The organism is Camelimonas fluminis (genome assembly GCF_014656355.1).
Taxonomy (GTDB): Bacteria; Pseudomonadota; Alphaproteobacteria; order Rhizobiales; family Beijerinckiaceae; genus Camelimonas; species Camelimonas fluminis.
This window is the reverse complement of the sequence record NZ_BNCG01000002.1, coordinates 1-20,399: the sequence shown is the minus strand read 5'-3', so window position 1 is coordinate 20,399 and position 20,399 is coordinate 1. Positions and strand designations below refer to the sequence as shown.

Here is a 20,399-nt window from a genome sequence, read left to right as displayed (position 1 = left end):
GGCCCGGCTCCGCAAGGAGCCGGGCCTTCGTTTTGGCCGCCGCGCAAGCCGGCGCCTGCGTCAGGCGGCGCGCGCCGCCGCCAGCACGCTGGCGGCATGCCCCGCAGGCTTCACCTTGCGCCAGATGCGAATGATCTTGCCATCAGCGCCAATCAGCACGGTGGTCCGCTCGACGCCCATATATTTGCGGCCATACATGCTTTTTTCCACCCAGACGCCCCACGCCTCCAGCGTCGTCAACTCCGGATCGGCGGCGAGCGCCAGATCCAGCCCATGCTTCGCCGCGAATTTCTGGTGGGAGGCGACGGCGTCGGGCGAAACGCCGATCACGGTGACGCCAGCCGCATCGAATTCCGGTTTCAGGCTGTTGAATTCCAGCGCCTCCGTCGTGCAGCCCGGCGTGCTGTCCTTTGGGTAGAAGTACACAACCACTTTCCGCCCCCCGAGACCGGCGAGCGAAACTTCCCCGCCAGCGCCCAGGGGTAGCCGGAGATCCGGCGCCAGAAAGCCTTCTTTAAGCGGCATACGCATTCCTTTCCGAGGAGAATCCCGGCAGATCCCAACAGCGGACAAGCTGCGGCGTTATCCATTTGTAACCGGCGGTCAGAAAAAATGTGGCCGGCGGACCGAGAATCGTATTGCTCTGGAGGGCAGGCTCACCATTCAGCGGTCGAACTGCCAGACCTGTCCTGTCGCCGCAACCCCCTGCGCACGCCCTGGCGACGGCGGGCCATACATCCGGCGCCCAATCCATGGGAAGGACCTCCGGGCTCAAAAAATTCTGGGCCAAAGGATCTTTGACCAAGAGATTCTGGGCCAAAGGATCTTGGGCCAAAGGATCCTGGACATGGGCATCCTTCTGCAGGATCCCGTTTTGCCCGAATCCTCCCTGGCCGTCAGCTGGTGCGCCCGCCGTCCCAGGCGGCCGCGCCGCCCTGGTTTGTGGCGACGGCGCGCCGGGGCCAGGAGCGGCCGCGTTACATGAAAGGGGCGCCAGAGCGCGCCTCGCGCCAGAAACATGGGGCAGCATCCCGGCCAGCCCGGCTGGAGCTTGTCTGATCCCGCCGTACGTCTGAACGAAGGGAATACGCCCGGTTGCCAAGGTTGACCCCGCCCACGCGCTTCAAACTGCGCCGGAAGAAAGGCGAAGCTTCAGCGCGCCAGCCGGAGGACCGCGCACGCAACGCAGCGCGGGGTGGCCGCAGGAGCCTTGCCCGGCGTTCAGCCCGGGTCGCCGGTCTGTTTGTCGCGCTCAGTCTCGGCTTCGTGGCGCTATTGGCTGGCGTGCTGGCCGTGCGCCTGGCGATCGGACCTATCGCCATCGAGGGCCTCTCCCAACGCGTCGCGACGGCCATGAACCGGCACATCGGGAATGGGTGGGAGGCCCGGATTGGTGCGGCGGCCATCAACCACGCCGGCTTCAACCCGGCGCTCACCCTGCAGGGCGTCGCCATTTTCGCGCCTGACGGCCAACGCGCCATTGCAGCGCCGGAAGCGACCGTCGCCGTGGACCCATGGAGTCTGGTCTGGGGACAATTCCGGCCTCGCTCCATTGAATTTCGCGGCCTGGCGCTACGGCTGGAGATGGGGCCAGACGGGCAGATATCGTTCCAGGCGGGCGCCGAATCCGATCCGGCGATCGCGGCTCCCCCGAAAACGGGAACAGCCGACGCCTCCACCACGCCCCAGCCGCCCCGCCAGCTAACCGGAGCTATCGCAAGAGGCGTCGCATCGGCCATCGAACTGCTGACCCAGAGCGACGGCCTGCTTGGCGGCGTAGACGAGGCCAGCATCAGCAACGCGCGGGTGATTCTGGTTGGCGCGGATGGGAGCGAACGGTTCCAGTTTAGCGACGCCGAACTGAGCTTCAGCCGGCCCAAGGATACCCTGCGCAACTTTTCATTTGAGCTGACAGGCGGCAAGGGCCGCTGGCGGCTCGACGGCGCCGTTTCCGGGCGTGGAGGAGAAAAGCGCGTCGCCAACGTGACCTTCCGCGATGTGCCCGTGTCGGATCTGCAGGCCTTCTCCCATCGCGAAAAGGCCGTATGGACCGACATGCCGCTGTCCGGCTCAATCACCGGAGCGGTGCGCCCTGACGGCGCCCTGGTGGATCTTGTGGCGAAAGTGCGCGGCGCCCCGGCGGTGATCCACACGGATGACCCGGACATGCCGCAGTTCACCATGAGCGCCGTGGAACTGGAAACAAGCTGGCGGTCCGACGAGCAGAAATTCGATATCCACCGGCTTCACGCCGCCTGGGATGGCTACCATGTCACCGCGTCGGGCGGCCTTGAACGCGGCGAGGGTGAAGACCCGTGGCGATTGCAGCTTTCTTCCACCGACGCGCTGGCGGCTCCCTTTGGCCCGGGCGACGCGCCGCTGCCCATTAACCGGGTCACGGCGCGTCTGGCGGGCGTCAGCGACGGCGGCGCCCGCATCGATCAGTTCGATGTGGAAACCGGCAAAGGGGTCGTCTCGGTGACCGGCCAGTTGGGCGGCGCCGCGACCGGGGATGGCGTCAGCCTCGCCATCGTCGGCAAAGACGCCGAAACCCGCGCCGCCCTCGCCATGTGGCCATCCTTCTCCGCCAGGGCGGTGCGCGACTACATGGGGCGCACGTTCACGTCCGGCCGCGTCGACAGCTTCGACGTGCGCGTGCGCATGACCCGCGACGACATCCTGAAAGCGCGCCAGCGCATGCCCATGCGCGCGGACGAGCTGGCTGTCGACGTCAGCATGAGCGACGCGGTCTGGCGCGCTTCACCGGACACGCCGCCGGTTCACGCCTCCGCGACCGCCGCCGTAACCGGCGTGGAGGCGCGCATCGCCGTGAAGGATGCGCGCATGACGCCGGCTGACGGACCGGCGTTGCCCATATCCGGCGGCCAGGTGGTGATTCATTCCGCGCAGCGCCCCGCTCCGTCGGCTGACGTCGCCTTCCGCGTCAACGGCGATCTTCCGACCCTGATGCGGGTCATGGCCAGCGCCGGCCTGGGCGCCGCGCCCATTGATCCGGCCAAGATCACCGGCCAGGCGCAATTGAGCGTCGGCCTGACAATCCCCCTGAAGCCCGCCACGGAGACAGTCGAGATCCAGCCGCAGATTTCCGGCTCGCTCAGCAATGTGACGATTGCTCAGGTCATGGGCGAGCACAGCCTTGAGGCGGGGGCGTTCCAGGTGCTGGTTGACCAGGCCCAGAGCCAGTTGAAGGGCGAGGGGCGCATTGCATCCGTGCCGGTGAATCTGGATCTGCGCCAGCCGCGCACAAGCCGCTCCGGTGGAGAAATCCGGGTCGCGGCGACGCTTGATGACGCGGCCCGGGCGCGTTTCAACGTCAATCCTGGCTCAGGATTTTCAGGGCCGGTCACGGTTCACGCGACCCTGCCGCTGGAGGACGTCGACGGCGGGCAGGACGCCGCGAAAACTGCAGGCCAACGGGTCGAGGTGGACCTGACCCGCGCGCGCATCGCCGGGCTGTTGCCAGGCTGGTCCAAGCCCGCCGGAAAACCAGGGCGCATCTCCTTCCTGCTGGAAACCCAACGCGCCGCCTGGCGGCTATCCGACCTGGCTCTCGACGCCGGCAACGTCTCCGCCAGCAAGGGCATGTTGGAGCTTGACGCGAAAGGGGCGTTTCAGCGGCTGCGGTTCGCCGGCTTCCGCATGTCGCCCACCGACAACATGCGGGTCGACGTTGAACGCGTCGATGACGTTTACAAGGTGACGGTGCGCGGGCAACTCATCGACGCCAGACCCATGTTGCGCACCATCATCACCGACGACGGCGGCAGGAGTGGTCAGGCCAGCGGCGGCGCGAACGCGCCCAAGATTGACCTGGACCTCTCGAGCGCGATTTTGGCGGGCTTCAACGATGAATCGCTCACCAACGCCACGCTGAAGCTGACCTCGCGGAACGGCCAGGTGCGCCAGGCGGCGATGGATGGCCGCTTTGGCCAGGCCTCGGCGTCGCTGCGCCTCTCGCCTCAGGCGGACATGATGGAGAAGCTGGAGGTCCGTTCCTCGAACGCTGGCGCGCTGCTGCGTTTCGCCGACCTCTACAAGCGCATGTATGGCGGCGACCTGGTTATCTCGGCCCAGCTCGGACGCAAGGGCCAGAGCGGCTCCATCGACGTGGCCCGGTTTACCCTGCGTGATGAACCCGCGCTTGGGCGCATCGTCGCCGCCCAGCCCGCCGGCGGTTCAAAGCGCATCAATGTTTCCGAAGTGGCGTTCCAGCGCCTGCAAGGCTCGTTCGACCGCAGGGCTGGCCGCGTGCAACTGCGCGATGGCATTATCTGGGGACCGCAGGTGGGCATCAAGCTTGATGGAACCGTCGATTTTGCGCGGGACCGCACGGATCTGACCGGCACGTTCATCCCCGCCTACGCCCTCAACAACGCCTTTGCCCGTATTCCGCTGGTGGGACCGTTGATTGGCGGCGGAGCCAATGAAGGGTTGTTCGCGGTCAGCTTCCGCATCACGGGGCCAGCCAGCGCGCCAACGCTGACGGTCAATCCGCTCACCGCCGTGGCCCCGGGGATTTTTCGCAAGTTCCTGGAGGTGTTCACGCCGGATGGCTCCGGCCGGACGCAGGCGGAGCCGCCGACGCCACCAGGCCGCATCCCTTGAGACCAGCCGGCTGGAGCACGCCCGGAAATCGGCCAGCGGATGGCAAGCCCCGCGCCCGGTTCATGCATGGTGACGCGAAGCGCGGGAGCAGGCGCATTCAGGCGGTGATGGGGCCGCATGCGCCTGCTCGCCTGCGGTTGGTTCGCCTGAACCAGATTCACCCGCGCAACTCGCTTGGGGAGCTGATGCAAGCCCGCCAATCGACAGCGGCGCATGCAAAAAGGGCAGCCTCGCGGCCGCCCCGGATCATCGCAGTCCCGGAGCGACCTCCGGTCAATGTGGACCGGCGGCCGCTCCGGGTTTTCCTGTTTTGAGCGCATTCTGATCAGCCAGACGCCGCCGTTTGGCCGGAACGCGCTCCACGTCGCTTCACGCGAAGCGCAGCAGGACGTGCTTCTTCCTGCCAAACGAGAGCTTGATGACTCCGTCGCCGGTGAGCTCGGCTTCTGTCAGCGCGGCGCGCTCATCAGTCACCACCACATCATTGACGCGCAGGCCGCCGGCCTTGATCTGGCGACGCGCCTCGCTGGTCGAAGCCACCAGCCCGGCGCTGGCGAAGGCGGCGAGCACGCCGAGGCCAGCCTTCAGATCGGCGGACGCAACGGTAACGCTGGGCAGATCCGCCGCCAGGGCGCCTTCCTCAAAGGTCTTGCGCGCCGTTTCAGCCGCCTGGTCCGCCGCCTCGCGACCATGCAGCAGGGCGGTGGCTTCCGTGGCCAGGATCTTCTTGGCCTCGTTCACCTCGCTGCCGCCCAGCGCCGCCAGCCTGGCGATCTCGTCCAGCGGCAGCACGGTGAACAGCTTGAGGAAGCGCGCCACGTCCGCGTCCTCGGTGTTGCGCCAGAACTGCCAGTACTCATATGGGCTGCGCATGTCGCCCTTCAGCCAGACCGCGCCGCTGGCGGTCTTGCCCATCTTGGCGCCGGAGGCGGTGGTGATCAGTGGACAGGTCAGCGCGTAGAGCTGGGGGCGGCCCATGCGGCGCCCCAGGTCGATGCCGTTAATGATGTTGCCCCACTGGTCCGAGCCGCCCATCTGCAGCACGCAGTCGTGCCGCTTGCTCAGCTCCACGAAGTCGTAAGCCTGGAGGATCATGTAGTTGAACTCGAGGAACGACAGTTCGTGCTCGCGCTCCAGGCGGGTCTTCACCGAATCAAAACTGAGCATGCGGTTGACGGAGAAATGCTTGCCGACATCGCGCAGGAAATCGATGTAATTCAGCGGCGCCAGCCATTCGGCGTTGTCGACCATGAAGGCGGACGCGCCGGCTCCAGCCCCATGCGGCGCCGGCGCCAGGCCATCCTGGCCGTTGCCAAAATCGATGAACCGGGAGAACACCGTGCGCAGGCTCTGCTTATTCTCTTCAATCTGATCGAGCGTCAGGATCTTGCGGCTCTCATCCTTGCCGGAAGGATCGCCGACACGGGTGGTGCCGCCGCCCATCAGGGCGATCGGACGATGGCCGGTCTGCTGGAACCAGTGCAACATCATGATCGACAGCAGATGGCCAACGTGCAGCGACGGCCCGGTGCAGTCGTAGCCGACATAAGCGGTGAGCTGGCCCGACGCCGCCTTCTCATCCAGCCCCGGCAGGTCCGAGCACTGGTGGATGTAACCGCGTTCGGTCAGGACGCGCAGAAAGTCGGATTTTGGCGCGGTCATCAGCTCGCTCACCTTTTATTTCTCTGGCGGAGACGCGCCCGGCGATCGGGCCGGAAGTCCCCGTGTCCTCCAGCCTCCATTCAAGCGTCGCGCATGGCGGCGGCCGGAAAGGGGAGGAGGCGCACATCTGGCTGGCGCGCGTGTAACATCTTTACGCCGCGAGATCACGCAGGATCACGCGACGCCATATGGCGCGTCAGGGGAGCGCCGAATCAATCCCTCTCCCGCGAGATCCAGCGCCTGAACCGTCGCGTCGCGCACGGCAAGGCCGGAGCGATGGCCTTTTCAGGCATCCAGGGATGTGGGCGACGCATGGCCCATCCAGGGGGCGAGACGCGCGCTCCGCATGCTTCTGATTTTCAGGACAAAATTCCGCCCCACAGTCAAGCTTGCGGTAAATTCCGGGCGCGCCCACGCGCGGCAAAGGCAGCCAGGCGCCAAAATACAAGCTTTCACATGCTACCTTTGGCGTAGTAACTTGCGGAGCTGCAAAAAATTCTCAAAAATACGCGTTTATGCAAAATATTTTTGAAATTATGCAGAGTCAGGATCGGAAGTAAAGGATACGGGCGGATATCTACATGTGCGCATCGGTCCTACCAGATACATGGGGTTCACCCGATCCTCCCCATGAGGAACGATATGCTGACGCCAGAGAGAATGCAGGACGGAACTGGCGAATAGACCTGTTCTCCGGCTGCATGTGCGCCCGAATGCATAAAAAGGTCATGGAAACCCGTCTGATAAACTGAACGTGAGGGGGGAGGGGTGCGGATTGGTTTTGGTCAGGCCGCGGGGGAGGGCCATGTCAGCGACAAAACCTTCCTCGAATCCAGCGGCGCTGAACGTATCTTCCTGGCAGAATCGCCAGAAAGCCGGCTGCCAACGCTCGCGCATGCGATCGCATTTTTACGGCAGGGAGATGTATTTTTAATTGCATCCCTTGAGAGACTTGGCCGAAGCCTCGAAGACATCATCTATTCGCTTGAAAAAATTTCGAAAACTGGGGCAGCCATACAGGTAGGCGACAACGACGTCACGCCTGGCACGCCCCTGGGCGACGCACTGCTGCCGGTGTCCAGATACCTGGCGGAACGGATCCGCCCATCGCCGCGAGCTGAGATGTCCACAGGGGCAGTGGAAGCCCGCGGCGACGAGCAGGAACGGCGGCAGCGCGGACGCCCGGCTGTGCTGACCAGCGCACAACGCGAGCGGGCCCAACGCCTCGTGACCGAGCAGGGCATGTCCACCCGGCAGGTCGCCAGACGCTTTGGCGTTTCCACCGCGACGATTTACAGAATTCTCCAGGAAACCTGAAAACGGAAACCTGAAAGCAGCTCCTTAAAGCGACGCCTGACGGAATCCCCGAACTCCGCGTGAGCCATCGAAGCGCGAAACGGCATGCCGCTCGACGGATACGCCCGGATGCGACGCGCTGCTTCCATGCCGGCATGCCGCGCGACCTGATCCAGATCTCCGCATGCCCCCTGAGGGCGCCCGCACGAATGGCGCGGCCCCGCGTCATCCCGCGACGCTCCCGGCTCCTGCACAGCCAGAATCGCTGCTATGTTTGGCCGGTTGGCCTGGCGTCCCTGCGGAACGCTGGTCAGGTCGGCGCGTCGCGGACCTTGGGCCAGCCGCTGCGGAGAGCCTTCCATAACCGGTCAAGGAGTTGCACAGGATGACTGTCCGGCGGGCGATTGGCCTGATGAGCGGCACGTCGATGGACGGCGTCGACGTGGCGTTGCTGGAAACGGACGGTGAGACCATTTCGGCCTTCGGCCCGACTGGCTACCGGGCTTACAGCCCTGCTGAGCGGTCCATTCTGGCGGAGGCCATGGCCGAAGCGCCGGCGCTCGCGCGCCGCGAGGACAGGCCGCCGGCGCTTGCCAAGGCCGAGGGGCTGGTCACCGCCGCCCATGCCGGGGCGGTGAATGACTTTTTGAGCCGCAACGGGTTGTCGCCATCGGATGTCGACGTCATCGGCTTTCATGGCCAGACTGTGCTGCATCGCCCGCAGGCCCGCCTCACCGTGCAGCTTGGCGACGGAGCCGGGCTCGCCGCAGCGACGGGGATCCCGGTCGTGCATGATTTCCGGGCGGCGGATGTGGCGGCTGGCGGCCAGGGCGCGCCTCTGGTTCCGGTGTTTCACGCCGCCCTCGCGCGTTGGGCTGGCCTGGCGCCGCCTGTCGCTTTCCTGAACATCGGCGGCGTCGCCAATGTCACCTTCATTAACCCAGGCGGATCCCTCGCCGCTTTCGACACGGGGCCCGGCAATGCGTTGCTCGATGACTGGATGCGAACCCGCACCGGCGCAGGCATGGACGCTGACGGCGCCACGGCCGCCGCGGGCGCCCCGGACGAAGCCCTGCTGACCTGGCTGCTGTCCCATCCGTGGTTTGACGCGCCACCGCCGAAATCGCTGGATCGCAACTGGTTTTCACCTGGCGTGGCGGCGCATCTGGACACGGCGGACGGGGCGGCCACCCTGGCGCATTTCACTGTCCGCGCCATCGCCAGAGCCGTAGAAGCGTCGGGCGGCCCGCCGCCGGCGCGCTGGATTGTCTGTGGCGGCGGCGCCCACAACCCGGAGCTGATGCGTCTGTTGCGGGAGCGTCTGCAGGCGCGCATCATCCCGGCCGACGAGGCGCAACTGGATGGCGACTTCATCGAAGCGCAAGCCTTTGCCTTTCTTGCCGTCCGCAGCCTCGACGGGCTCCCGCTCACCTGGCCCGCCACGACTGGCGCGCCCGCACCGATGGTCGGGGGCGTGCTCGCCACGCCGCCGCTGCGACAAAGCGCGGCTTTCGCCGAACCGGCCTGATCCGGCAGCCAGCTTCCGAAGCTCTGGTCGACTGGCGGATTGCCAGCGCGCCAGCGCGTTTCCCGACGTGCAGGGCCGCATCGCAATACATGCGATCAAGGGGGCAAAGGGGGCCGGACGGCGCCGTTGCAACCCGGACGGGGATGCCCCCGGCAGGCCGTCGCGCAGCACGCCCGGGGCGTGCGAAAAGAAAAAGGCCGCCTGATCAGGCGGCCTTCGGAGTGACTGGCGCGGAAAAACGGGGCCGTGGCCGGTGTGGCGTCAGTCTTCCTCGACCTCTTCCTCGACCGGGTCCGGCGGTGGCGGCAACGCGGCCGTTTCTTCCTCGCCGGCGCCAAGCCGCTGGTCGAGATAGTCGTTCACCACCGAAATCAGTTCATCGACCTTGCCGTCGAAGAAGTGGTTGGCGCCCTCAATCACGGCGTGCTCCAGCAGGATGCCCTTCTGGGTTTTCACCTTCTCGATCACCGGCACCACGTCCTTCACCGGCGCGACCCGGTCTTCCGAGCCATGCACGAACAGGCCGGACGAAGGGCAGGGCGCAAGGAAGGAAAAGTCATAGCGGTTGGCCATGGCGGCAATGGAGATGAAGCCCTCGATCTCCGGGCGGCGCATCAGCAACTGCATGCCGATCCAGGCGCCGAAGGAGATGCCGGCGATCCAGCAGGTGCGGGCCTCAGGGTTGATGGACTGCACCCAGTCAAGGGCCGCGGCGGCGTCAGAGAGCTCGCCAACGCCATGGTCGAAGCTGCCCTGGCTGCGGCCGACGCCACGGAAATTGAAACGCAACACCGAGAAGCCGCGTTTCACATAGGTGTAATAAAGGTTGTAGGCGATCTGGTTGTTCATCGTCCCGCCAAACTGCGGGTGCGGATGCAGGATCACCGCGATCGGCGCGCCCTTGCGCTTTGACGGGTGATACCGGCCTTCGATGCGTCCGGCAGGGCCAGGAAAGATGACTTCAGGCATACTCAACCTTGCTGATGCGGCTGACCGTGCGCCTCTGGAACGTCAAGGCGCGGCAGGCGCTTGACTTCAGGGCAGGTCGGCCTAAAAAAGGGCTTAGAACGGTTCTACGCACATTAACACGCGGTTCGCAACAGGTCTCCGGGGCGCGGCGCGGCATGGGTCTGACCGGTCGGCGTCCAGCAGAATCCGGCCCCCGGTCCCCAACCGCGATGCACGGACCATGGCGCCCGCGTTGCGTGGATCCCATATGGCAGGCGAGGCGGACGCCCTGAGGGGCCTGGCCGCGACAGGACCTTACGCACGACCATGCGTTCGCCGCGTCTGGCCCGGAGGCAGGCGCGAGCGCCTGTTTAACATGGCGAGAGGGGTCCATTGCAAGGATTGCGTTCGCCCGGCCAGGCATTTGGCGGGGCGGCGGCCTTTCAGGGGCGGCACGAATGACTGACGCGCGCATATATCTGGATCATAACGCGACATCGCCGGCGCGACCCGCCGTGCGTGATGCGATGATCCACGCCCTGTGCGCCGCCGGGAACGCCTCGTCGATCCATGCTGAGGGGCGGCGGGCCCGGGCGGCCATCGAGCAGGCGCGCGATGAGGTCGCCCTGCTGGTGGGCGCGGCCAGCCAGGACATTATTTTCACCAGCGGCGGCACCGAGGCCGCCAATACGCTGCTGGCGGGCGGGCTGTCGTTCCATGGGGCGCAGCCGGCGCGGCTGATCGCGCTGGCGACCGAGCATCCCTGCGTTCTGGAAGGTCACGGTTTCGCCGCGGGTCGGGTCAGCCATGCGCCGGTGAACGGCGACGGCGTCATTGATCTTGACTGGCTGCGCGCGGATCTCGACGCCAATGGCCCGGCGCTGCTCGCCATCCAGCTGGTCAACAGCGAGACCGGAGTCATCCAGCCCGTGGCCATCGCGGCGGACATGATCCACGCCGCTGGCGGCGTGCTGGCGTGCGACGCCGTTCAGGCGGCCGGAAAACTGCCGGTCGACATGGCCGCCCTGGGGGCGGACGCGCTGTTCGTTTCTGCGCACAAGATTGGTGGCCCGCAGGGCGTTGGCGCCATCGCGCTTGGCGGTGGTTTCGTCACGCTCGACACCCGGCTGCTGCGCGGCGGCGGCCAGGAGCGGGGCGCGCGCGCCGGCACCGAAAATGTCGCCGGAATCAGCGGCTTCGGGATCGCCGCCCGCATTGCCGCCACAGAGCTTGAGCATAATGCCGCCCATTGCCGGGAGCTTCAAAGCCTTGCCGAACGGCGGTTGCGCGATATCGCGCCTGACGTGGTGATTTTTGGCGAGCACGCGACGCGCGCGCCCAATGTCACGGCGTTCGCGGCGCCCGGCTTTTCAGCGCAGACCCTGTTGATGCAGTGCGATCTTCGGGGTATCGCCCTCTCGTCCGGTTCGGCCTGCTCGTCGGGCAAGGTCAGGCGCTCGCATGTGCTGGAAGCCATGGGAGTAACAAAGGACATCGCAGGGGGGGCGGTGCGCATCAGCACCGGCTGGAATTCAACCGAAGCCGACATTGCGCGCTTCGCAGACGTGTTCGCCGCCTGCGTGGCCGGCGCGCGCGAACGAAGAGGCGCGCTGGCGGGCGTATGACGCCGGCAGACAGGCGACCGCCAGGTCGCCGGTGAAATCTGATTTGGCCGCTCCTTCGGGAGCGCGCCGTGACTGGCCAGCCCACGGCCCTTGAAGCCGTGACAGGAGGACAAGATGGCCGCCGTGCAGGAAACCGTCGACCGCGTCAAGGCGATCGACGTAGACCAGTACAAATACGGGTTTGAAACCGTGCTTGAGACCGAAAAGGCTCCAAAGGGCCTTTCGGAAGATACGGTGCGTTATATTTCGGCCAAGAAAAATGAGCCGGAGTGGATGACCCAATGGCGGCTGGACGCCTTCCGCCGCTGGCAGACCATGGTCGAGCCCACATGGGCGCGCGTCGATTATCCGAAGATCGACTACCAGGACGCCTACTACTATTCCGAGCCGAAGAATTTTTCCGGCCCGGATTCGCTTGACGACGTCGACCCGGAAATTCTCAAGACCTATGAGAAGCTGGGCATCCCGTTGCGCGAGCAGGAGCTGCTGGCCGGCGTGAAAACGTCGAAGGTCGCCGTGGATGCGGTGTTCGACTCCGTGTCGGTCGCCACCACCTTCAAGGAAGAGCTGAAAAAGGTCGGCGTGATTTTCTGCCCGATCTCCGAGGCGATCCGCGAGCATCCGGAGCTGGTGAAGAAATACCTCGGGTCGGTGGTGCCGGCGTCCGACAATTTCTTCGCCACGCTGAACTCCGCCGTCTTCACCGATGGATCGTTCGTTTACATCCCGGAGGGCGTGCGCTGCCCGATGGAGCTGTCGACCTATTTCCGCATCAACGAGCGCAACACCGGCCAGTTCGAACGCACGCTGATCATCGCCGACAAGGGCTCCTATGTGAGCTATCTGGAGGGCTGCACCGCGCCGCAGCGCGACGAGCACCAGTTGCACGCCGCGGTGGTCGAGCTTGTGGCGCTTGAGGACGCGGAGATCAAATACTCCACCGTGCAGAACTGGTTCCCCGGCGACGCGGAAGGCAAGGGCGGCATCTACAACTTCGTGACCAAGCGCGGCGATTGCCGCGGCGACCGTTCGAAGATTTCGTGGACCCAGGTCGAGACCGGCTCGGCCATCACCTGGAAATACCCGTCCTGCATCCTGCGCGGCAATGGCAGCAATGGCGAATTCTACTCGATCGCCATCTCCAACGGCCGGCAGCAGGTCGACAGCGGCACCAAGATGATCCACCTCGGCAAGAACACGACGAGCCGGATCATTTCCAAGGGCATCGCCGCCGGCAAGTCAGACAACACCTATCGCGGTCAGGTCTCCGCTCACCGCAAGGCGTCGAACGCGCGCAATTTCACCAATTGCGACTCGCTGCTGATCGGCGACCAGTGCGGCGCCCACACGGTGCCCTACATCGAGTCGAAGAACGCCTCGGCGGTGTTCGAGCACGAGGCGACCACCTCGAAAATTTCCGACGACCAGATGTTCTACTGCATGCAGCGCGGCCTGTCGGACGAGGAAGCTGTGGCGCTGATCGTCAACGGCTTCGTCAAGGACGTCTTGCAGCATCTGCCGATGGAATTCGCGGTGGAGGCGCAGAAGCTGATCTCGATCTCGCTGGAAGGCAGCGTGGGCTAACCCCCGCCGCCCCAACCGAACAACAGACCCAATGGGCCGCGGACAGGCGCGCAGGACGCGACGCCCGGCCCGAACGACCGGAATTGCACCATGCTGGAAATCAGGAACCTCGTCGTCGACATCGATGACAAGCGCATTCTCAACGGCCTGAACCTCACCGTGAACAAGGGCGAGGTCGCGGCCATCATGGGCCCCAACGGCTCGGGCAAGTCGACGCTCTCCTATGTCATCTCCGGCAAGGAGGATTACACCGTCGTGGACGGCGAGATCCTGCTCGACGGCGAGAACATCCTGGAGCTGGACCCGGCCGAACGCGCCGCTCTCGGCGTGTTCCTGGCCTTCCAGTATCCGCTGGAGATCCCCGGCGTCGGCACCATGACCTTCCTCAAGGCGGTGATGAACGCCCAGCGCAAGGCGCGCGGCGAGGCCGAACTGACCACGCCGGACCTGATGCGCCGGGTGCGCGAGGCGGCTGAAGAACTCTCGATCAACCAGGAGATGCTGAAGCGCCCGCTGAACTTCGGCTTCTCGGGCGGCGAAAAGAAGCGCATGGAAATCCTGCAGATGGCGCTGCTGGAGCCGAAGCTTTGCATTCTTGACGAGACCGACTCCGGGCTCGACATCGACGCGCTGAAGATTGTCGCCGACGGCGTCAACGCCCTGCGTTCGCCCGACCGCTCGTTCCTGGTGATCACCCACTACCAGCGCCTGCTCGACTACATCGTGCCTGACACCGTGCACGTGATGGCCAACGGCCGCATCGTCCGCACCGGCGGCAAGGAGCTGGCCCTGGAGCTGGAAGCCAACGGCTACGCCGACTACCGCCAGCAGGCTGCTGAATAATGGGCGCTGACGTGAAGCCGTTGCGGACCGCCGCTGAGGCCGCGCTGATCGCGCGTTTCCAGGCCGCCGCCAACTCCCTGCCAGGCGACAGCGCAACCGGGCGTCGCCGCACGGAGGCATTCGACCGCTTCGAGAAAACGGGTCTGCCGACCCGCCGGATCGAGGAGTTCCATTACACCGACCTGCGCGCCCTGCTGCGCGACGCCCCGGAGCCGGCCGCCCGGCCGGACGCCGCCGTCGCGGCCACCGTGCTGGCCCACAACGCCGCGTTCCCGGCGCCGCTGGCGATCCCGTCGCTGGATTTCGTCAACGGCTATCTGGTTTCGCAGCCGCCGGCGATTGCTGGCGTCGACATCGTGGCGCTGGACGCCGCGCTGGCGGCGGGCGACGCCCTGACCGGCCGCATTGGCGCGCTGGAGCTGGCCCAGGACAACCCCATGCTGGCGCTCAACACCGCCTTCATGGCGGAAGGCGCCATCGTGCGGGTGTCGAAGGAGGCCGGCGACGCTGGCCTGCAACTGCGCTTCGCCAACGCCGCCGACGCGCCGTTCTCGTCCGCGCCGCGCGTGCTGGTCATCGTCGATGACGGCGCCAGTCTCGACCTGATCGAGACCCACGCCGGCGCCAGCGGTCTGGCCTACCAGGTCAACGCGGTGGTGGAGATCATTGCCGGCGACGGAGCCCGCGTGAACCACACCCGGATCAACGCCGAAGGCGACGCCGCCCAAGCGGTGTCGACGCTGTCCGTCTCGCTCGGCGCCGACGTGCGCTTCAGCTCGTTCGGGCTGACCACCGGCCCGGCCATGTCGCGGCACCAGATCTTTCTGGGCTGCGCGGGCGAGGGCGCCGACATCACCATCGGCGGCGCCACCATGCTGCGCGGACGCCAGTTCGCCGACACCACGCTGACGCTGGATCACGCCGTGCCCAACTGTAACAGCCGCGAGCTGTTCAAGACGGTGCTGGACGACGAGTCCACCGGCGTGTTCCAGGGCAAGATCATCGTGCGGCAGCACGCCCAGAAGACCGACGGACGCATGATGTCCGCCGCGCTGCTGCTGGCGGAAAACGCGACGATGAACAACAAGCCGGAGCTGGAGATCTTCGCCGACGACGTGCAGTGCGCCCACGGCGCCACCTGCGGCCAGCTCGATGACGATCTGCTGTTCTACCTGATGGCCCGTGGCCTGCCGCGCAAGCAGGCCGAGGCGCTGATGGTCGAGGCGTTCCTGGGCGAGCCGCTGGAATTCGTGGCGCGCGAGGACGTGCGCGACAACCTCGTCGCTCTGGTGGAAGGCTGGCTGGCCGCGCGCGGCTGACCGGCTTCGCCATCCCGTTGCGAACAGTGCATGCGGCGCCGGCGCCGCATGCGATCGGGCGCTTCCGGCCAGAACATCTGGCCAGCTCCCATGTGCTCAAGCCAGATTTTCAGGAGGGCGGGGGCAGCCCCGCGAATGTCTCCATGACAGACAGCACGCCCGCCGCGCCTCTCGATCTCGCGCGCATTCGCGCCGATTTCCCGATTCTCTCCCGGCAGGTCTACGGCAAGCCGCTGGTTTATCTCGACAACGCCGCCTCGGCCCAGAAGCCCCGCGCGGTGATCGAGGCCATGACCCGGGCGATGGAAACCGGTTATTCCAACGTCCATCGCGGCCTGCATTATATGGCCAACGCCGCCACCGAGGCGTTCGAGGATGGCCGTGAGGCAGTGCGCGCTTTCCTGAACGCCGCCTCGGCCGACGAGATCATCTTCACCCGCTCGGCGACGGAGGCGATCAATCTGGTCGCCGACAGCTACGGCCGCATGGCGATCGGCGAGGGCGACGAGATCGTTCTGTCGATCATGGAGCACCACTCCAACATCGTGCCGTGGCATTTCCACCGCGAGCGCAAGGGCGCCGTCCTCAGATGGATTCCTGTCGACGATGAAGGCGTGCTGGATCTGGACGCCTACGAGAAGTTGCTGACCGACCGCACCAAAATCGTCGCCATCACCCACATGTCCAATGTTCTGGGCACCATCGCGCCGGTGAAGGAGATGATCCGCATCGCCCATGCGCGCGGCGTTCCGGTGCTGGTCGATGGCAGCCAGGGCGCGGTGCACCAGAGCGTCGACGTGCGTGATCTGGACGCCGATTTTTACGTGTTCACCGGCCACAAGGTCTACGGACCAACCGGCATCGGCGTGCTCTACGGCAAGCATGACCTGCTGGCGAAGATGCCGCCGTTTAACGGCGGCGGCGAGATGATCGAGACGGTGACCATGGACACGGTCACCTATAATACGCCGCCGCACCGCTTCGAGGCTGGCACGCCGCCGATCGTCGAGGCCATCGGCCTCGGCGCGGCGCTGCGCTACATGCAGGCCATCGGCCGTGACCGAATCCATGCCCACGAGGCGGAACTGAGCGCCTACGCCCATGAGCGGCTGGGCGAGATGAACGCCATCCGCATCATCGGCCGGGCGCCGGGGAAGGGCGCCATCCTGTCGTTCGAGATGAACGGCGCCCACGCCCATGACGTGGCCACGATCATCGATCGGGCTGGCGTGGCGGTGCGGGCCGGCACCCATTGCGCCATGCCGCTGTTGACGCGCTTCGGCGCCACCTCCACATGCAGGGCGTCGTTTGCGCTCTACAACACCCGCGACGAGGTCGACGCGCTGGTCGAAGCGCTGCGCAAGGCCGAGCGCATGTTTGGATGACATGGCCACGCCATGGGTGTATGCCGTCGGCTCGGATGCATGTTTGAGCGGCGGCCTCACCCTTTGGCCAGCCGGATCAGGAGCGGTTCCGCTGGGTGGAGCCCCACACGGAAGTCCGCTCCCGGGAGATGACGAAGTGACCCAGAACCAGATGACCGACGGACCGGCGCCCAACGTTCCTGACGTCACGCCGTCGTCGACCTTGCCGCCGGAAGAAATCGATCGCCTGACGGACGAGATCATCGCGGCGTTCAAGACCGTGTATGATCCGGAAATCCCCGTCGACATTTACGAACTTGGGCTGATTTACCGGGTCGCAATCAATGACAACCGTCACGTTGACGTCGATATGACGCTGACTGCCCCGGGTTGCCCGGTGGCGGGAGAAATGCCCGGGTGGGTGGAAAACGCCATCGCCACAGTGCCTGGCGTATCCGGCGTCGATGTCCGGATGGTGTTTGATCCGCCGTGGGACCAGAGCCGCATGTCAGACGAGGCCCGCGTCGCCCTCGACGTGTGGTAAGCCCGGGGAGGCGCCGTGGCGGGCGCGACGCGGGCTCCCTTGTCCGGAACCTTGCCCGGCAAGGCGCATTCTCCTGACGGGACGGGTCCATTTCGTGGGGGCCGCCTGAAAGGAGCGTGACAGATGACCGCCGCCAGCCACAATCCGCCGCCTCATAACCCGCCGCCGTCTCATAACCCACCGCCTCTTGGCCAGGTGCTTGAGAGCGCGCTTTATGTGGACGACCTGCAGAGAGCGGCGGCCTTTTACGAGAACATCCTCGGATTGCGCCCCCTGGTGGCGGACGGACGGTTCCGGGCCTATGCGGCTGGCGACCACAACGTGTTGCTGCTGTTCCAGAACGGCTCCACCAGTGAAACCGTGCATATGCCGGGCGGAACCATTCCGCCGCACGGCTACCCGAAAAACGGGGCGGGCGATCGTGTCCAGCAGCACATCGCCTTCGCCGTGAGCCGCGAAGGTCTGGCGGAATGGGAAATGGCGCTTGAAGCGCGCGGCGTCGCCATCGAGGGCCGCACCGACTGGCCCAAGGGCGGCCACAGCATCTATTTCCGTGATCCAGACGGCCACCTGCTTGAACTGGCGACGCCCGGCCTCTGGCCCATATCCGGCGGCTGATCCAGCCGGACGGACCTCCTGCATCCACTCTGCATTGGTCAGGGCTGCGCCGGGCCTGATATCGCGCGCGCGGCGCGACGCGACGATCTCACCGGCTTCTGATGAACGCCCATACAGCTGTTGGAATTTGCCCGCGCAAGGCGCAGGCAATGGCCGTGCGCACCGCCAATGCCCAGGATATTTCCAATAGCCGTCACAACAGTCAGGCTTCTACCATCTGACGAGTTGCTTCATCCGTCAGGAAAAAGCATGCTGCGCCGTCTCTCGCCTGTGTCGGGCGATGTATTCAATGACGATATATGGAGTTTGCAATGGCTGTTGACGGCGCCTGGAATCTGATCATGCAGACCCCGATGGGCGAACGGACCACCACCGTGAACCTGACGGCCAATGGCGGCGCCCTGACGGGCACGCAAAGCGCCGATCAAGAAGCCGGCGAGATATTTGACGGCAAAACGTCTGGCGACGATGTCTCGTGGAAGATCAAGATCACCAGCCCCATGCCCCTGACGCTGGAGTTCAAGGGCAGCGTCGCGGGCGACAACATGGATGGCAAGGTATCGGCGGGATTCATCGGCAGTTGGGGTTTCACGGGCGTCCGCGCCTGATCACTGCCGCCAAACAGCGTCCGTTTCGCGGGAGAAGCCTCCCGGAGCATGCTTGCCGGAACCGGCGTCGCCAGGCGATGGCGTCGGTCCCAGCATGGTTTCCCGCGTGACCAGGGAGATGGTGACAAAGCTCACGTAGAGCAGCAGATACCAGGATCCGATTTTGGAAAAGGACACCAGCTCCGGGGTTTTTTGCCCCGCGTAAAGCCATGTGCCGGTGCGTGTGCCAATGTTCTCCGCCACCCAGAGAAACAGGCTGGAGAAGAACGCCGCCAGCGGCAGCGGCATCCAGTACCAGCGCGCCAGCCTGAACCAGATGCGCGTGCGGCCGTAGATCAGGATGGTGGCGGCGAACAACGCCCAGCGCAGATCCGGCAGGAAGTGGTGCGCGAAGAAATTGACGTAGATGGCCGCGGCCAGCGCCAGGGTTAACCAGAATGGCGGGTAGGGCGTAAAGCGCATCTCGAAGACGCGTATGACCCTGACCATGAAGCTGCCGACCGCCGCATACATGAAGCCGGAAAACAGCGGCACGTCCATGATGCGGAAAAATCCAGCCTCCGGATAAGTCCATGATCCCGCGCTCACCTTGAACCATTCCATGGCGGTTCCGGTGATATGGAAAGCCAGGATGACCCGCGCCTCTGTCCATGTTTCCAGTTTCAGCGCCAGAAACAGCGCCTGTACGGCAATGGCGAAGAGAAACAGCGCATCATAGCGCGCCACTGGCCAGTCCGCGTGCCAGACCAGCCGGCTGACCAGAATCGCGCCGAGCAGCAGGCCGGCGAACAGGCAGGCCCAGGCCTGCTTGAGCCCAAACATGACGAATTCGGCCACGCACCAGGGCAAGCGCCGGCGCACCATCTGGCCAAGGCGCAATTCCAGCGCGCGCGTATCGTTCATGGAAAACCGTCGCTCCATCCATCATTCGCCGCCAGCGGCCAGTTCGCCGGGCGGAGCTGGCTTTTGCGCGCGAGTCGCGGCCATCGTCCGCCGGATCATTGCCATCCGGGATAAACGGTTCAGGCGCGCCGGGAAAGCCAGGGAGCGGGCCGCGCCGGTCATGGCTGGGGCCCACAACCAGGCCGACATGCTGATCCTGACGGTTTCAGGCGATGGATCGGGCCAGCGACTTTGCGGGCCCGGAGACAGGAGAGGCCTGACAAACGGCCGGTGCGGAAGCCAGTTGCGCGGGGCGTCGCCAGAAGACCGCCGCAACGGCGACCGCGGCGAAAACCGTTGTGATCGAACAGGTTTCGCAAACCATTCAGGCCCGGAATGAATCCCGGCGGAGCAGGACCCACGGTTCCGGCTCAATATATAATTCGCAGAAGATATATTATGGAACTAAAAATCGAATACAAATCGACCCGCGATGAGGCCCGCGGCGATTTCAGCGGTTTTCAGCCCCTGGAGTTCCCGACGCCGTGCATTGGGACGTTCCAGGGGCTGAAACAGTTCGGAGCGATCTGACGCATCCAATGGCAGCAAGCCACGGCGATATCTCCCCGCCGACCGACCGCTTTGCCCGAGGCTCAGGCCTCACGCCGCGGCGCGACCGGGACTTCACCAGTCAATCGCCGGACGCGCGGAATGACCTCGGCTGCGAAGCGTCGCATCTCGCGCTCGAACGGCTGGAACTGCAGCATGAAGGTGTCAACGCCCAGCTCATGAAACGCCGCGATCCGCCGCGCCACCGCATCGTAGTCGCCGACAAGCCCGGCGGCGGTTCCGCCATTGGTGCCGACTGATGGCGTGCGCGCGATGGTCTTCATGTAAGCGGTGTCCCGGCGCCACCTTTCGCTCTGGGGTGCGAATGGTGATGCTCGAAGCG

At 65.4% G+C, this 20,399-nt stretch carries 16 protein-coding genes; 11 read left to right on the top strand and 5 right to left on the bottom strand.

Translation table 11 applies throughout. The annotated features are described in order from the left end of the window. Positions 1-60: 60 nt before the first annotated feature. On the bottom strand, positions 61-525 hold the full coding sequence (locus IE243_RS03430; RefSeq protein ID WP_191317960.1) for a peroxiredoxin: 465 nt from the start codon (positions 523-525) through the stop codon (positions 61-63). 570 nt (positions 526-1,095) lie between these two features. Here IE243_RS03430 and IE243_RS03425 point away from each other — a divergent pair. After that, positions 1,096-4,626 carry a DUF3971 domain-containing protein gene (locus tag IE243_RS03425; protein ID WP_191317959.1) on the top strand — a complete coding sequence of 1,177 codons (3,531 nt, stop codon included), beginning with the start codon at positions 1,096-1,098 and terminating at the stop codon, positions 4,624-4,626. A gap of 369 nt (positions 4,627-4,995) precedes the next feature. On the opposite strand, the gene tyrS is transcribed toward IE243_RS03425, so the two are convergent. Beyond that, positions 4,996-6,288 (bottom strand): tyrosine--tRNA ligase, encoded by a 1,293-nt coding sequence (gene tyrS / locus IE243_RS03420; RefSeq protein ID WP_191317958.1) that lies wholly within the window; start codon positions 6,286-6,288, stop codon positions 4,996-4,998. Between the two features lie 768 nt (positions 6,289-7,056). On the opposite strand from tyrS, the gene IE243_RS03415 reads away from it, so the two are divergent. Together IE243_RS03415 and IE243_RS03410 are read left to right on the top strand one after the other, a co-directional pair. Beyond that, positions 7,057-7,605, top strand: coding sequence for a recombinase family protein (locus IE243_RS03415; RefSeq protein ID WP_191317957.1), 549 nt, complete (start codon positions 7,057-7,059; stop codon positions 7,603-7,605). Positions 7,606-7,969: 364 nt separating this feature from the next. Beyond that, positions 7,970-9,112, top strand: a complete 1,143-nt coding sequence (locus IE243_RS03410) for an anhydro-N-acetylmuramic acid kinase (RefSeq protein ID WP_191317956.1) — start codon at positions 7,970-7,972, stop codon at positions 9,110-9,112. A gap of 261 nt (positions 9,113-9,373) precedes the next feature. On the opposite strand, the gene IE243_RS03405 is transcribed toward IE243_RS03410, so the two are convergent. After that, positions 9,374-10,081 carry an alpha/beta hydrolase gene (locus tag IE243_RS03405; RefSeq protein WP_191317955.1) on the bottom strand — a complete coding sequence of 236 codons (708 nt, stop codon included), beginning with the start codon at positions 10,079-10,081 and terminating at the stop codon, positions 9,374-9,376. A 437-nt stretch (positions 10,082-10,518) separates the two neighbouring features. On the opposite strand from IE243_RS03405, the gene IE243_RS03400 reads away from it, so the two are divergent. The 8 genes from IE243_RS03400 to IE243_RS03365 all read left to right on the top strand — a co-directional run bounded on the left by IE243_RS03400 (position 10,519) and on the right by IE243_RS03365 (position 18,565). Further along, entirely contained in the window at positions 10,519-11,685 is a 1,167-nt protein-coding gene (locus IE243_RS03400) for a cysteine desulfurase family protein (protein WP_191317954.1), read from the top strand. Positions 11,686-11,799: 114 nt separating this feature from the next. Beyond that, positions 11,800-13,269, top strand: a complete 1,470-nt coding sequence (gene sufB / locus IE243_RS03395) for a Fe-S cluster assembly protein SufB (RefSeq protein ID WP_191317953.1) — start codon at positions 11,800-11,802, stop codon at positions 13,267-13,269. Positions 13,270-13,359: 90 nt separating this feature from the next. Beyond that, on the top strand, positions 13,360-14,112 hold the full coding sequence (sufC, locus tag IE243_RS03390; protein WP_191317952.1) for a Fe-S cluster assembly ATPase SufC: 753 nt from the start codon (positions 13,360-13,362) through the stop codon (positions 14,110-14,112). Next, positions 14,112-15,431, top strand: a complete 1,320-nt coding sequence (gene sufD / locus IE243_RS03385; protein ID WP_191317951.1) for a Fe-S cluster assembly protein SufD — start codon at positions 14,112-14,114, stop codon at positions 15,429-15,431. The genes sufC and sufD overlap by 1 nt, the downstream gene beginning before the upstream one ends. A 143-nt stretch (positions 15,432-15,574) precedes the next feature. Further along, positions 15,575-16,816, top strand: coding sequence for a cysteine desulfurase (locus tag IE243_RS03380; RefSeq protein WP_191317950.1), 1,242 nt, complete (start codon positions 15,575-15,577; stop codon positions 16,814-16,816). A gap of 151 nt (positions 16,817-16,967) precedes the next feature. Beyond that, positions 16,968-17,339 carry an SUF system Fe-S cluster assembly protein gene (locus IE243_RS03375; protein ID WP_191318297.1) on the top strand — a complete coding sequence of 124 codons (372 nt, stop codon included), beginning with the start codon at positions 16,968-16,970 and terminating at the stop codon, positions 17,337-17,339. A gap of 123 nt (positions 17,340-17,462) precedes the next feature. Next, the gene (locus tag IE243_RS03370; RefSeq protein ID WP_191317949.1) at positions 17,463-17,957 is read left to right on the top strand and encodes a VOC family protein; all 495 of its coding nucleotides are present in this window, start codon (positions 17,463-17,465) and stop codon (positions 17,955-17,957) included. Positions 17,958-18,268: 311 nt separating this feature from the next. Further along, positions 18,269-18,565 (top strand): hypothetical protein, encoded by a 297-nt coding sequence (locus IE243_RS03365; protein WP_191317948.1) that lies wholly within the window; start codon positions 18,269-18,271, stop codon positions 18,563-18,565. On the opposite strand, the gene IE243_RS03360 is transcribed toward IE243_RS03365, so the two are convergent. Further along, positions 18,566-19,468, bottom strand: a complete 903-nt coding sequence (locus IE243_RS03360) for a DUF817 domain-containing protein (RefSeq protein WP_191317947.1) — start codon at positions 19,466-19,468, stop codon at positions 18,566-18,568. A gap of 632 nt (positions 19,469-20,100) precedes the next feature. Further along, positions 20,101-20,340 carry a hypothetical protein gene (locus tag IE243_RS03355; RefSeq protein WP_444542213.1) on the bottom strand — a complete coding sequence of 80 codons (240 nt, stop codon included), beginning with the start codon at positions 20,338-20,340 and terminating at the stop codon, positions 20,101-20,103. Positions 20,341-20,399 lie beyond the last annotated feature (59 nt).